14 protein-coding genes are annotated in these 14,181 nt (G+C 57.5%); 1 reads left to right on the forward strand and 13 read right to left on the reverse strand.

The features are described 5' to 3' along the window. Window positions 1–47: 47 nt before the first annotated feature. Together C772_RS02845 and C772_RS02850 are read right to left on the reverse strand one after the other, a co-directional pair. A complete protein-coding gene (locus tag C772_RS02845) occupies window positions 48–1,709 on the reverse strand; it encodes a DAK2 domain-containing protein (RefSeq protein WP_008297251.1) in 1,662 nt (553 codons plus the stop codon). A gap of 19 nt (window positions 1,710–1,728) precedes the next feature. After that, window positions 1,729–2,091 (reverse strand): Asp23/Gls24 family envelope stress response protein, encoded by a 363-nt coding sequence (locus C772_RS02850; protein ID WP_008297254.1) that lies wholly within the window; start codon window positions 2,089–2,091, stop codon window positions 1,729–1,731. Between the two features lie 236 nt (window positions 2,092–2,327). Between C772_RS02850 and rpmB the strand changes: the two genes are divergently transcribed. Continuing rightward, window positions 2,328–2,516, forward strand: a complete 189-nt coding sequence (gene rpmB, locus C772_RS02855; protein WP_008297256.1) for a 50S ribosomal protein L28 — start codon at window positions 2,328–2,330, stop codon at window positions 2,514–2,516. Window positions 2,517–2,557: 41 nt separating this feature from the next. Here rpmB and spoVM read toward each other — a convergent pair whose 3' ends face one another. From spoVM to coaBC, 11 genes are read right to left on the reverse strand one after another with little or no spacing between them, the layout of a single operon-like run. After that, the gene (gene spoVM / locus C772_RS16280; protein ID WP_008297258.1) at window positions 2,558–2,692 is read right to left on the reverse strand and encodes a stage V sporulation protein SpoVM; all 135 of its coding nucleotides are present in this window, start codon (window positions 2,690–2,692) and stop codon (window positions 2,558–2,560) included. Between the two features lie 14 nt (window positions 2,693–2,706). Continuing rightward, window positions 2,707–3,357 (reverse strand): thiamine diphosphokinase, encoded by a 651-nt coding sequence (locus C772_RS02860; RefSeq protein WP_008297261.1) that lies wholly within the window; start codon window positions 3,355–3,357, stop codon window positions 2,707–2,709. Further along, window positions 3,354–4,019 carry a ribulose-phosphate 3-epimerase gene (rpe, locus tag C772_RS02865; RefSeq protein WP_008297264.1) on the reverse strand — a complete coding sequence of 222 codons (666 nt, stop codon included), beginning with the start codon at window positions 4,017–4,019 and terminating at the stop codon, window positions 3,354–3,356. The genes C772_RS02860 and rpe overlap by 4 nt, the downstream gene beginning before the upstream one ends. Then, window positions 4,016–4,903, reverse strand: a complete 888-nt coding sequence (gene rsgA, locus C772_RS02870; protein ID WP_008297266.1) for a ribosome small subunit-dependent GTPase A — start codon at window positions 4,901–4,903, stop codon at window positions 4,016–4,018. Before rsgA ends, rpe begins: the two co-directional genes overlap by 4 nt. A 51-nt stretch (window positions 4,904–4,954) precedes the next feature. After that, window positions 4,955–6,898, reverse strand: a complete 1,944-nt coding sequence (gene pknB, locus C772_RS02875; protein WP_008297268.1) for a Stk1 family PASTA domain-containing Ser/Thr kinase — start codon at window positions 6,896–6,898, stop codon at window positions 4,955–4,957. Then, window positions 6,895–7,656 carry a Stp1/IreP family PP2C-type Ser/Thr phosphatase gene (locus C772_RS02880; protein ID WP_008297270.1) on the reverse strand — a complete coding sequence of 254 codons (762 nt, stop codon included), beginning with the start codon at window positions 7,654–7,656 and terminating at the stop codon, window positions 6,895–6,897. The genes pknB and C772_RS02880 overlap by 4 nt, the downstream gene beginning before the upstream one ends. Before the next feature lie 60 nt (window positions 7,657–7,716). Continuing rightward, window positions 7,717–9,066, reverse strand: a complete 1,350-nt coding sequence (gene rsmB, locus C772_RS02885; protein WP_008297272.1) for a 16S rRNA (cytosine(967)-C(5))-methyltransferase RsmB — start codon at window positions 9,064–9,066, stop codon at window positions 7,717–7,719. Further along, the gene (fmt, locus tag C772_RS02890; RefSeq protein ID WP_008297274.1) at window positions 9,063–10,004 is read right to left on the reverse strand and encodes a methionyl-tRNA formyltransferase; all 942 of its coding nucleotides are present in this window, start codon (window positions 10,002–10,004) and stop codon (window positions 9,063–9,065) included. Before fmt ends, rsmB begins: the two co-directional genes overlap by 4 nt. After that, window positions 10,001–10,495 carry a peptide deformylase gene (gene def, locus C772_RS02895; protein WP_008297275.1) on the reverse strand — a complete coding sequence of 165 codons (495 nt, stop codon included), beginning with the start codon at window positions 10,493–10,495 and terminating at the stop codon, window positions 10,001–10,003. The genes fmt and def overlap by 4 nt, the downstream gene beginning before the upstream one ends. 28 nt (window positions 10,496–10,523) lie before the next feature. After that, complete coding sequence (priA, locus tag C772_RS02900) at window positions 10,524–12,932, reverse strand: primosomal protein N' (RefSeq protein WP_008297277.1); 2,409 nt, start codon at window positions 12,930–12,932, stop codon at window positions 10,524–10,526. Further along, entirely contained in the window at window positions 12,922–14,139 is a 1,218-nt protein-coding gene (gene coaBC, locus C772_RS02905; protein WP_008297278.1) for a bifunctional phosphopantothenoylcysteine decarboxylase/phosphopantothenate--cysteine ligase CoaBC, read from the reverse strand. Before coaBC ends, priA begins: the two co-directional genes overlap by 11 nt. Between the last annotated feature and the right edge of the window lie 42 nt (window positions 14,140–14,181).

The raw sequence follows: 14,181 nt of genomic DNA on the forward strand, positions 1-14,181 counted from the left end.
CTCCCGGCTCTATAAAACAGCGCACCGGCTGCCCGGTGCGCCTGTTTTTATTCGGCAGAGATGATATATGGATAAAGCGGCTGCTTGCCTTCGTGGATTTCCACTTCAACATCCGGATAAAGATCCTCGATGTATCCGGCAAGTTCGTCAGCCTCCTGACGCGTCGCACCTTCACCGAAAAGAATGGTCACGATTTCCGATTCCTCATCGACAATCTCCGGGATCAGGGATTCGGTGACACTCTTTAGGGAAGGGTCGGAGTTGACAATCTTGCCTTCGGCCATTCCCATGAAGGAACCTTTTCGGATTTCTACGCCGTCTATGGTTGTATCACGGACGGCTGTCGTCACCTGGCCGGTCCGGACATGTGAAAATGCATCTGTCATGGAAGCCGCATTGTCGGAAACCGGTGCCTCCGGATTAAAGGCGAGGATGGCCGCCAGCCCCTGAGGCACGTTTTTCGTCGGAACGACTGCAGCCTCAATGCCGGACACTTCCGCTGCCTGTTCGGCAGCCATGATGATATTCTTGTTGTTCGGAAGAATCAGGGCACGCTCGGCGCCGACTTCCCGGATCGCCTTGACGATGTCTTCCGTCGAAGGGTTCATCGTCTGGCCGCCTGCGATGACATACGAGGCACCGATGCTGCGGAACAGATCGGCAATACCCGGTCCCATCGAAACTGTGATGATGGCATACGGATGGGTGGCGGGCGCCTGCGGGGTGCGGGCCGGTTCATCCTTTTCAAGGATGGCCGTATGCTGCTCCCGCATGTTCTCGATCTTAATCTTGATCAGGCTGCCGTATTTTTTGCCGTAGGAAAGGACTTCCCCCGGATCTTCAGAGTGGATATGTACCTTGGCGACGTCATCGTCCGAAATGACGAGAAGCGAGTCTCCGTAAGCGCTGAGATCTTCCCGGAACTTCGACTCGTCAAACGGATTGCCCGTGGTTTTATCTTCTTCGAAACGCACCATGAATTCCGTGCAGTAGCCGAACTCGATTTCGGACGTATCCATGAAACCCTGCACACTTTTGTGGTGCTCGGCGCTCACAAGATCATCCATTGATGTCTGCAGCGTGGCTTCAGGCAGTTCCTCGCCCCTGAGAGCGGAAAGGAATCCTTCATAGACAAAAACAAGACCCTGGCCGCCGCTGTCCACGACACCGACTTCCTTGAGGACCGGCAACAGGTCGGGTGTTCTCTTCAGTGAAGCCTTCGCCTCGTCAGTGAGCGCCTCCATCACCTTGATGATATCCGATTCCGTTTCTGCTGCCTCGACCGCTTTTTTTGCGGCATCTTTTGCCACGGTGAGGATGGTGCCCTCGACCGGTTTCATGACCGCCTTATAGGCAGTGTCCACGCCCGCCTGGAATGCGCCGGCAAACTCCTTTGCATCCAGCGCCGGCTTGTCCTCGATCGCCTTGCCGAAACCGCGGAAAAGCTGGGACAGGATGACGCCGGAATTTCCGCGCGCGCCCATGAGCAGACCCTTTGAAAGGGCCTGCGCAGTCCTGCCGATATGGTCGTTTGCCGCCTGTTCCGTCTCTTTCGCGCCGGACGTCATGGACAGATTCATGTTCGTCCCCGTATCGCCGTCCGGCACGGGAAAGACGTTGAGCGAATCGACGAAGTCCGCATTATTGGAAAGGTGATGGGAGCCCATCATCACCATTTCCGCAAATCGATGTCCATCTAATTCTTTCATAAACGTTCGCTTCCTCCTTTTACAGGTTCGTCACACGGACTCCCTGGACAAAAATATTGACGGAGCTGACCGTCATACCCAATAGTTTGCTCAATGTATATTTCACTTTGGATTGGACCTGATAAGCGACCTCGGAAATCTTTACACCATAGCCGACGATGACGTACATGTCGATATGGAGATCTTCCCCGATTGACCGGACGATCACACCTCTGGTGAAGTTTTCCTTGCGGAGGATGTCGGTCAGGCCGTCCCGGATCTGATGGCGGGATGCCATCCCGACGATTCCGTAGCACTCGACCGCTGCGCCGCCGGCCACCTGTGCGATCACATCATTCGAAATTTCAATAGTACCGAATTCATTTTTCAGTCCGATCGACATGGTAACGCCTCCTGTGAAGTCCATTTTGGCTAACGTCATTGTACACTACTGCCCGGGAATAGAAAAGACACACCCAGAGCGGCTTCTGTCATCGATGGACGCTGTAAAGTGTTTTTTCTTGATGGACGCCGTAAACCTGTTGCATCGCCGGCTGATTTGTGCTAAATTATTTTAGTATGTGAGATGGCGAACAGACGGGATCCCGTCTTCATCTTCACCGAAGAGGAGGGAAAAACATGCCTAAAAAATGTGTTATTACAGGCCGTAAAGCAAGCGCCGGCAACAACCGTTCCCACGCAATGAACGCAAACCGCCGCACTTGGGGTGCCAACCTTCAGAAAGTGCGCATCATGGTGGACGGCAAGCCGAAGCGCGTATGGGTTTCCGCACGCGCCCTGAAATCCGGTAAAGTCCAGCGCGTCTGACCTGTTAAATATCGCAAAAAGAAATGCCGAGCTGACCTGAGTCAGCTCGGCATTTTGCTTTTTCTCCGCTTTTTCTTTTTTGCGACAGGCTTCCGCTCCTCACGCTGGAAAAGCTGCAGGCACTTGCGCGCAAAGCTGCTCACCATTTTGGGCAGCTGGAATGTGTACACTCTCATTTCGTCCGCTCCTTTCAGGCATCGGTGCTTCTTACAACCAAACATATGCCTGTCTCGAATGAGATAGTACATTCCCCGCTGCCGGTTTCATTGCTCGTGAAGAGCGTCGTCCCCGGCAGGATCTCCGCATTTTCCGCTTCATACCTGAATCCCCTGAGCGTCATTCCGGTCACCGGCCCGCCAAATGAAAAGAAAGAAATATACCGGTAGGGCCCTGCGTCCTGCAGCACATGCCTTCCCGGACGGAGAAAGTAAAGTTCATTATTCGGATCGAGGATCCTGAATGTGATTTGCGGATGCTTTTCCTGGAGCCGGTAAACGGCATGCATGGCCGATTGCGCATGGTCGAGACGTCCGCCCGTTACACCGGTGAGCGTGATGGTCGCGGGCTCCAGACGGATCGCACCGGCAAGTGCCAGTTCCGTGTCGGTCTCGTCCTTCTCCTCCCCGACGCGGAGCACCCGGTCCGATGAAGATGAGATTTCCAGGAACTCCTCCTCCGTGACGGAGTCAAAATCCCCGACGGATAGGGCAGGACGGATGCCGAGGCGCACAAGGCGGAGCGCACCGCGGTCGGCCCCGATAAACACGGCGTTCCCTCCCGCATCCGGGCGGATCCCGGCAACACCCGGTCCTCCTGCCACGACCACAGCTTCACGGATCATTGGAGTGCCGATACCCCTGCTTCGCGGATCGCAGCTATCGCTGCCGCCCGGTCATCCTTGTTGTAGATCGCAGACCCGGCCACAAACACATTCGCCCCCGCCTTGGCACATTCCGCGATCGTATCCGCAGTGATGCCGCCGTCCACCTCGATCTCGGTGGAAAGGCCCCGCTCGCGGATCATCGCGCACACCTTGGCAATCTTCGGTACCACTTCCCGGATAAACGACTGGCCGCCGAACCCTGGGTTGACCGTCATCAGCAGCACCATATCCAGGTCATCGATCACATACTCGAGGACCTCATGAGGGGTATGGGGGTTCAGGACAACCCCCGCCTTCACTCCATGCGACCGGATCAGCTGGACGGTCCGGTGCAGGTGGGTGCACGCCTCCGCATGCACGGTGATAATGTCCGCCCCCGCCTCGGCAAAGTCGGCGATATAGCGGTCCGGGTCCGAAATCATCAGATGGACGTCAAGCGGCAGGTCCGTTACAGGACGGATTGCCTTGACGATATTCGGTCCCAGGGTGATGTTCGGCACAAAGTGACCGTCCATCACATCCACGTGAATGTAGTCGGCTCCCGCCTGTTCCACTTCCCTGACTTCCTCACCGAGTTTCGCGAAATCGGCAGACAGGATGGATGGTGCTATTTTGATCATGATGGATACCTCGGCTTTCGGTCTATGATTTCCTGCAGGAACTGTACGTAATGGTCATACCTGAACTGCTCGGCTTCTCCGGATTCGACAGCGGCCTTTACCGCACATTTCGGCTCCTTCAGATGCAGGCAGCCCCTGAACTTGCAGTTTTCGGACAGCTCCGCAAATTCGGCGAAGCAGCCGGCCAATTCCTCTTTCTCAATATGGTCAAAATCGAGCGAACTGAAGCCCGGCGTATCCGCCACCAGGCCGCCGGCAAACTCGATCAGTTCAACGTGACGGGTCGTATGCCGGCCGCGGCCGAGCGAATCGGAGATTTCATCCGTTTTCAGTTCGAGTTCCGGCATGAGGGTGTTGAGCAGGGTCGACTTTCCGACTCCCGATTGGCCGGTCAGCACAGTTGTCCTGGCCTCGATGATCGGACCGAGCTCCTCGGAGATCGCCCCGTCTCCCATATTGGTTTTCAGCACCGTGTAGCCGATGCCCCGGTAGTAATCCATGTACCTCCGGATATGCGCCGCATCGTTTTCATCCAGCAGGTCGGTCTTGGTCAGGATGATGACCGGCTCGACCCCGTAGGATTCGATGACGGCAAGGAACCGGTCAAGCAGCTTCGGAGAAAAGTTCGGCTCTTTGACCGAGAAGACGAGGAGCGCCTGGTCAACATTGGCGATCGGAGGCCGGACAAGTTCGTTCTTGCGCTCATGGACGTTCACGATGACGGCGTCATTTTCACCGTCTTTTTCGTAGTCGACAAAGTCCCCGACAAGCGGAGTGACACCGCGCACCCTGAAGACCCCTCGCCCTTTGCTGCGCACCATCTCGCCATCGTCATACAAATAGTAGAACCCGCTCAGTGCCTTGCGGATCTGGCCCTGTTTCAAACTTTCACCTTCCCTTTCCGAATTGTCAGCGGCTGCTGCGTGCATCAGCTTCTATTCATATGGAATTGTTGCTTCATCGATCGTGTCTCCGTCGCGGACAATTTTGTAGGCCCCGGTCTGTCCCTCGCTGATCTCAAGGCGGATGCGCCTTGTCTCATCTGCAGAGATCGCAAATGATTCTGCCGGCTGATCCATCGTCCGGGTATTGTCCCGGATATAGATCTCCACTGCCTGTTCTGCACCCTCTTCCGCCGGTTCGTACGGTATGGTGATTGACTGGATGTAGGTCTTGACCGGCTTCGACTCCGGGCCTTTGGAGAGGACAACTTCAATGGTGCTGCCTTTTTCAAGCTCCGTTCCGGCTTCCGGATTCTGGGAGATCACCTTGCCGGCCTCGATGCTGCCGGATGGCTGTTCGGCCACGATCCGGATATTGAACCCGGACCGTTTGGCGTAGTCGTTCAGCTGCTGCTCATCAAATCCGGACAGGTCTTCGGTTCCGATCATTTCGACGCCCTTGCTGACCGTGAGCACCAGGTCAGTCTGGGAAGGGGCGATTTCTTCACCCGCTTCGGGTTCTTGGCTGATGATTGTTCCGGGTGCCTCTTCGGAAAACACTTCGTTGACTTCCACATTCCGGAAACCATAATCTTCTATGACATCAGAAATGGCCTCATGGTCACGGCCGGTAAAATCGGTCAGCTCGACTTTCTCAGGTCCCATGCTGACCACCAGGTCGATGGTTTCTCCCTCATCACGGACACGCCCTGCCTGCGGACTCGTCCGGATGACGGATCCTTCCCCGATGTCCGCCGAATGTTCTTCATTTATATCCCCGGCAAGGAAACCGGCCTGCTCTAGCTCCGCAGATGCTTCTTCCACGGTCATGCCGGCAACATCCGGCACTTCAGCCTGCCTGGTTCCGATTACACCGGTCATATAAAGGACGATGCCTGCGATCAGGGCAAGCAGGATGATTCCGCCCAAAACGAAGGGCCATTTTTTCCGCTTTTTCTTTTTTGGTGCCTGTGGTTCATCTGCCGGCTCCGTTGAAGGCGGCACAACAGGCTTGGGGCCTATTGTCTTTTCTGACGTAGGCTCATCCCTGATGACCGGGATGGCCCTTGTCGCTTCCTCGTCGATTGGCGGCGGCTCGTACGGAGCTTCACCGGAACGTTCGGGCGACAGGACGGTATGAAGGTCCCGGAGCATCGCATCAGCGGAAGGATAGCGGGCTGCCGAATCTTTGGCAGTTGCTTTCAGGATGACATTTTCAAGGCTTTGCGGAATTTCAGGCCTGAGTGCACGGACCGAAGGAGTCTGTTCCTGGAGATGCTTCAGTGCGATGGAAACCGCCGATTCACCCGAGAACGGCAGTTTTCCCGTCAGAATCTCGAACAGGACGATCCCCAATGAGTAGATATCGGTCCGCTCTGTCGCCATCCCGCCTCGCGCCTGCTCGGGTGACAGATAGTGGACCGTCCCCATCACCGAATTGGTGCGTGTAAGCGCAGTGGCGGACAGCGCCATTGCAATCCCGAAATCGGTCAGTTTCACCTGCCCTTCACGGTCCATCAGGATGTTCTGCGGTTTGATGTCCCGGTGGATGATGCCATGTATATGGGCCGCCGTGATGCCCGAACATAATTGTTTCATGATCTCCACAGCTTCCGCCGGCGCGAGCGGAGCCCGGTCCTTGATGTATTCCTTAAGTGTCTGGCCCTCCACGTATTCCATGACCAGGTACTGCAGGTCCCCGTCTTCGCCGACATCATAGATGTTGACGATATTCGGATGGACGAGCGAAGTGGCAGACAGGGCTTCCCGCTGGAAGCGTTTCCTGAGCTCATTTTCATCCGAGAAATCCTGCCTGAGGACCTTGATTGCGACCGGGCGGTCCAGAATGATATCCTGCGCGAGATAGACGGTGGACATTCCGCCTCCGCCCAGCAGGCCGAGGACTTCATAACGTCCGCTGATCCGTTTTCCGATCATCCGGCATCAGCCTCCCGAACGCCATTGTCAATCAGGATGACGGAGATATTGTCTTCGCCGCCCCGCTCATTGGCAAGATCGACAAGGGCATCCGCACGCTCTGTCGCGGTACCTTCCCCGGCCACTGCCTCCGCAATTTCGGTATCCCCAAGTTTATTGCTCAGGCCGTCGGAACAGAGCAGGAGCGCGCTCCCTTCCGGCAGCCGGAGAGGAATGATGTCCGGTTCAACTGTGTCATCCGTACCCAAAGCCTTCATGATGAAGTTCCGTTTCGGGTGGATGCGCGCTTCCTCTTCGGTGATTTCTCCGGAATCGACAAGCAGGCTGACAAGGGAATGATCCTTTGTCACCTGTTCGAAGCCTTCCGGTCCCAGCCTGTACGTCCGGCTGTCCCCGATATGGCACAGTGTCACTTCTTTCCCTGCAATCACTGCCGCTTCGAGTGTCGTCCCCATGCCCCTGCATTCCTCATTGGAACGTGCATGTTCGAGAAGGCTGCGGTTCAGCCTCTCTGTCACGTCTGAAAGCCAGTCGGCCCGGCTATTATCCGAACTGAGGAAGGAGATGTCGGCCTTGCCGAATTCTTCACCGAAACCCTCGACGGCCATCCGGCTTGCCGTATCACCGCCATTATGGCCGCCCATTCCGTCTGCGACCACAGCCAGCAGGAACCGGCCGCCTTCCCTTGTGAAGAGGCCGGTCCGGTCTTCATTGATGCGCCTTTTCATCCCGACATGCGTCCGGACTGCAACTTCCACTTTGACTCCCCCGTTTCCTTTTGCGGACTCCCCTCATATTTCCGGGTCCGGTCCGCCGGCTTATTCCGGTTTTCTGAATGCGGCCACAAAAAATCCGTCACCGCCGAAATCCTGCGGCAAAACCTGAAGCATGCCGTCCTCGTAACGGAGATCTTCTGGCATCGATTTCCGGAGATCCACGCGTTCGAGATCCGGATGGGCCTCCAGGAATGCCTCTGCCGTCATGCGGTTTTCTTCCCTGTCGACCGTACAGGTGCTATAGACAAGCAGGCCGCCGGGCTTCAGGAGTTGATAGGCCTCTTCCAGCAGGCTTTTCTGGATGTCCGGCAATCTGCCGATTTCATCTTCCGACTTGGAATATTTGATATCCGGCTTTCTCCTGATGACGCCGAGCCCGCTGCACGGTGCATCAACGAGGATCCGGTCGAAAGATGCCGGCTCCAGGCTTCCCGCCAGTTCACGGCTGTCAGCGGAACCTGTCCGGATATTATCCAGTCCGAGCCGGGCCGCGTTCTGGCCGATGAGTTTCACCTTGTGCGGATGTAGGTCGAATGCCCGCACTTCGCCGGTGTTTTCCATCCGTTCTGCGATGTGGGTCGTTTTGCCGCCGGGCGCCGCGCACATGTCAAGCACCGACATGCCCGGCCCCGGGTCCAGTGCCATGACGGGAAGCATCGAGCTTTCGTCCTGGATGGTGACAAAACCTTCCCGGAATGCCCGGCTTCTGGCGGCATTGCCTCCGCGGATACGGACCGCATCCTGCACAACGGGGCTCGGTTCGGCCCTGAAGCCTTCTTCCCCGAGCATGTCCAAGACTTCCTCACGTGTGGCCTTCGTCCGGTTCACCCTCACTGTCTGGATAGGAGGTTCGTTGTTCGCAAGCGCCATTTCTCGCGCCGTTTCTTTGCCATACTGTTCCGCCCAGCGGCGGATCATCCACTCGGGATGGCTCGTTTCGACCGCGGTCCGCTCTTCCCAAGTCAGGTTGCTCCCGATTTCCCTCGGGCCTTTCCTCAAGAAAGAGCGGAGAATTCCGTTGACCAGCGATGCGATTCCTTTATGGCCGCGCCGCTTGGCAATCTCTACCGCTTCATTCACCGCGGCGTGCGGCGGAATCTTCGACAGGTAGACGATCTGGTAGACCGACAGCCTCAGGAGCTCCCGCACCCAGTCATCAAGTTTGCCCCGTACCAGCGGCTCAAGATGATAATCAAGTGTCATCCGGTGCTGCAGCGTGCCGTATGTCAGTTCCGTAAGAAGGGACCGGTCCTTGTCATCAAGGCCATACGTTTCGATCGTGCGGTTCAGCAGCAGGTTGCTGTAGGCCTGGTCGCGCTCTACCGACAGCAGGATGCTGAGTGCCGCGTCCCTGACGTTCCCGTCCCATCTTTTCTCTTTTTTGCGGCTCATTCGAAACGGTCTCCCGGTTTGATGTGGGATCCGGCCCCGTTCAGGTATCCCCGGGTCTCCATCCGCTTTTTGCCTGACGGCTGGAGTTCAAGAATCCGGACAGCCGTTCCGTCGCCGGCCTGCACCGTGATGGTGCCGTCATCTGTCGAAATGATTTCACCGGGGGATGTGCCTGACTTGCCCGCAGCTTTTTCGGAGCGCCAGATTTTCACGGTCTTCCCGTCCAGTTCGGTGTAGGCAACCGGCCATGGGCTGAGGCCCCGGATCTGATTGTGCACCGCGCTACCAGGCTTCGCCCAGTCGATGCGCTCCTGCTCCCGTTTGATGTTTCCCGCGAACGTGGCTTTTTCATGGTCCTGGGTGATACGGTCGTTCTTGCCGGCGATGACGGCCGGAAGCGTTTCTTTCAATAGACGGGTACCGGCTTCCGAAAGCCGTTCGAACAGCTCGCCGGTGTTGTCGTTTTCACCGATCGGCACGCGCACCTGGGAAATGATGTCGCCTGCATCCAGCTTTTCTGCCATATACATGATGGTGACGCCCGTCTCCTCCCTGCCGTCAATAATGGCCTGGTGGATCGGCGCGCCGCCCCTGTACTCGGGCAGCAGTGACGCATGGACATTCAGGCAGCCGAGCGGAGGCGCGTCCAACAGCTCCTTCGGAAGAATCTGGCCGAATGCGGCCGTGACGATCAGGTCCGGCTCGAGCGAAAGAATCTCGTCCAGCTCCGCTGATCCTCTCAGCTTGCCCGGCTGGATGACCGGGAGTCCGAGCCGGAGCGCCTCCTCCTTGACCGGCGGAGGCGTCAGGACCCGCTTTCGCCCGACGGGACGGTCCGGCTGCGTAACAGCAGCCAGGAGGTCGTAACCCTCTTCATGAAGCATGCGGAGGATCGGCACGGAAAAGTCCGGAGTCCCCATGAATACGATTCGCGTCATTCCTCTTCCTCCTCTTCCGCCGCTTCCAGTTCTTCCTCCGGAACGACCCGGATGATTTTCGAGTCGAACAGGATGCCGTCCAGGTGGTCGATCTCGTGGAGGATCGCCCTTGCCTCGTAATCCTCCGCTTCCAGCTCATACCATGAGCCGTCGCGGTCCTGGGCGTGCACCTTTACATGATAGGGCCGCTCCACTTCGCCGTAGAGGCCCGGAAAGCTCAGGCAGCCTTCCACTTCGGTTTCTTTGCCGCCCGTTGCAACCACTTCGGGGTTGATGAGCCAGATCGGATCCTGGCCCTCGCCGAGATCGACGATGGCCGCGCGGATGGCTTCACCGACCTGCGGGGCAGCGATGCCGATGCCGTCAGCATCGATCATCGTCTCGTACATATCGTCCAAAAGCACCTGCAGCCCGTCACCGAAATCGGTGACCGGCTTGCAGGATTCCGTCAGTATCGGGGACGGATGTTGCACTATTTTAAGAATTGCCATTGATGATTCCCCATTTCCGTTGCCGGGTTCAGCTGATGGAGGAAGGATTCATATCGATCGACATGAGAATGCCTTCTTTCATCCAGCTGCTTCTGTAGATTTTCACAAGATCCGTCAGAACCCCGGCCAGCTTCGGTTCTTTTTTGTATTTTATCAGACATTGATAGCGATATCTATTGTTCACGCGGGCCACCTCCGCTGCCGTCGGGCCGATGATGACGGTGTCCGGCCCCAGCTTCCCGGACAGGTAGCGCACCGCGTTTCCGGCGGTTTCCGATACCTTCAGAAGATCCTCGTGGGAGAACTGAATCAGCGTCACAAAATAAAACGGCGGATAGGAATACCGCTTGCGGTTCCCCATTTCAATCGCATAAAAAGGCTCATAGGCCTGGTCCTTGGCCAGCTCCACCGCATAATGTTCCGGAGCGTAGGTCTGGACGATGACCTCCCCTTCCTTTTCATGCCGCCCGGCACGGCCGCTTACCTGTGTAAGGAGCTGGAACGTCTTCTCGGCCGCCCTGAAGTCGGCCAGCCGGAGCATTGTGTCAGCGGACAGCACACCGACCAGCGTGATGTTGGGAAAGTCGAGCCCTTTTGCGATCATCTGGGTTCCCAGGAGGATATCCGCATCGCCTTCGCCGAATTGCCGGAGCAGCCGTTCATGGGCGCCTTTCTGTCGCGTCGTGTCCACATCCATCCGCAGCACGCGCGCTTCCGGCAGCAGCCGGTGAAGTTCTTCCTGCACTTTCTGGGTGCCCGTCCCGAAAAAGCGGATATGTTCACTTCCGCATTCGGGACAGGTGAGCGGGACCGGCTCCTCATGTCCGCAATAATGGCATTGGAGACGCTCGGTCGCCCGGTGGTAGGTCAGCGAAATATCACAGTTCGGGCACTGGACGGACGTCCCGCAGTCGCGGCAGAGCACGAATGAAGAGTACCCCCTCCTGTTCAGGAACAGCACAGTCTGCTCGCCTTTTTCCAGCCTGTCCCGGATTGCCTCTGCCAGCGGGACAGAGAACATCGAGCGGTTGCCGTTTTTCAGTTCCTCGCGCATGTCGACGACCTGCACTTCCGGCAGCGGCTGTTTTTTCGCCCGCTCGGTGAGGGTCAAAAGCGAGTAGACGCCTTTACTTGCCCGTGCATAGGATTCAAGCGACGGCGTTGCGCTGCCCAGGATAACCGGGCAGCCGTGCTCCTCCGAGCGGCGGATCGCCACATCCCTTGCATGGTAGCGCGGGCTGTCCTCCTGCTTGTAGCTGGATTCATGCTCTTCGTCCAGGATGATGACGCCCAGATTCCTGAACGGCGCGAAAACGGCGGAACGCGCACCGACGACGACCTTCACTTCCCCGCGCTGCACCTTCCGCCATTCATCGTATTTTTCACCTGCGGACAGCCCGCTGTGCATGACGGCGACCATTGGGCCGAAGCGCCTTTTAAAGCGGGAGGTGATCTGCGGGGTCAGCGAAATTTCCGGAACCAGGACGATCGCTTCCTTGCCGAGGTCCAGGACATGGCGGATGACCTGCATGTACACCTCTGTTTTTCCGCTTCCCGTCACACCGTGAAGTAGGAATGTTTCAGCACGCCTGTCACCGACCGCCTGAGCGATTTCCCCTACTGCGGTCTCCTGCTCTATAGTGAGCGGCCCGGGCATGCCGCCGCTTTCCGGCATGAGGCCCGATTCCGGCTTCCGGTACACTTCCTCCTCCGTCTCCCGGGCAGCCCCTTTCTCAATCAGCGCCTTGACGGTCGCCCGTGTCGTGCCGGTGGCCTCCATCACATCTTTCGTCGGCACGGACAGGCCGATGTGTGTATCCATCCAATCAATCAGTTCCGCCTGCCGGCTCGCCGATTTCGGTAGGGATTCCCTGATCTCCATCAGCCGTTCGGATTCCCCGATATGAAGAACCTTCTCTGTTTTAATGTTCGTTCTCTGCCTGACCGCGGTTTCAATCGAGACCTTCCCATCAGCAGCAAGACGCTTGAGCACGGGCAGAAGCCGTTCGCCGAATTCCTTGACTGCCACGACCCGCCGGTTCCGTGCAATTTCCGCTACTTCCCCGTCCAGTTTTTCCGGCTCGAGTATATGGACGGTTTTTTCGTACTTTGCCCGGAGCGCAGAAGGGAGCATCGCCTGGAGTGCATCAATCTCAAAGCAGAGCGTCGTCCGCTTCATCCAGTCTGCAAGCTGAAGCATCTCCCCGGTCAGGACCGGCTCGGGGTCGAGCAGTTCGTCGACCGGCTTCAGGCGGGCGGGCGGTACGTCGGTTTCCTCCTTTAGCCCGGTGACGAATCCGAGGACCTTGCGATTCCCGAAGGGGACCCTCACACGCGCACCGGGTTCGATGACTTCCGCCATTCCTTCCGGCACTGCGTAATCAAAAGGCCGGTCAACGGGGTGGGCAGAGACATCCGTGATGACTTCAGCGATCATCCCGCTCACCCCCGAAGATCCGGCGAAGGAGCTTCAGCGCGAGCGCCTTTTTCTCCGTAGCCGGAAACGACACTTCGGTGCCGTCACGGCCGAACAGCGTCACGACATTCGTGTCGCTCCCGAACACACCGGTAGGGGCGGTTACATCGTTGGCGATGATGTAGTCGAGGTTTTTTCGCTCCAGCTTGCCCCGGGCGTACTCGGCGACCCGGTCAGTCTCGGCCGCGAATCCGATGAGACACTGGCCTTCTTTTTGTTCGCCGAGCGTCTTGAGGATGTCCGTTGTCCGCTCGAGCTCAATGACCGAGTCCCCATCCTGTTTTTTCATTTTGCCGCCGTGGACGGTTTTGGGACGGTAGTCGGCAACTGCCGCGGCCTTGATCACAACATCGGCTGTTGCGTATTCCGCAAGGACCGAGTCGAGCATATCCGCCGCACTTTCCACCTGGACAGCCCGGATCCCGGCCGGAACTTCAAGCCCGACCGGTCCCGAGACAAGAACAGTCTCAGCCCCGAGCCTGGAAGCGGCCTCGGCCATCGCATAGCCCATCTTGCCGCTTGAGAAGTTCGACAGGTAGCGCACCGGGTCGATCCGTTCCCTGGTCGGACCGGCAGTGACGACCACTTTTTTTCCGGCAAGGATTCCCGGTTCGGAATGGTTCCCTTCGCTGAAATGCCGCTCCACCAGTTCGGTGATCCGCTCCGGCTCCTCAAGCCTACCTTTCCCGACATATCCGCAGGCGAGGAATCCTTCGGACGGTTCGATAAACCGATAGCCGTCCTTGTGGAGGCGGTCAATGTTGCGAATAACCGCGGGATGATCATACATATGGACATTCATCGCCGGTGCAATCCACACATCGGCTGTGGCTGCCAGCAATGTCGTCGTCACCATGTCATCTGCGATGCCGTTCGCCAGCTTGCCGATCACGTTGGCCGTCGCCGGCGCGACGATGATGAGGTCAGCCCAGTCGGCAAGATCGATATGGGCAATCACCGATGAGTCCTTTTCGTCGAACGTATCGGTGTACACATCATTGCGGGACATGACCTGGAAGGTGAGCGGTGCCACGAATTGCGTGGCGGATTCCGTCATGATCACCTTGACCTCCGCTCCTGCCTGGGACAGCTTGCTGACAAGCGCCACGGCTTTGTATACAGCGATTCCCCCTGTGACACAAAGAAGGATATGTTTGTTTTTCAGCATCCTTTTTTCTCCCTTTCGAATGAAAACTCCCAGGGAAGAAGA

Source organism: Bhargavaea cecembensis DSE10 (assembly GCF_000348905.1).
In the GTDB taxonomy this organism is placed as follows: Bacteria; Bacillota; Bacilli; order Bacillales_A; family Planococcaceae; genus Bhargavaea; species Bhargavaea cecembensis.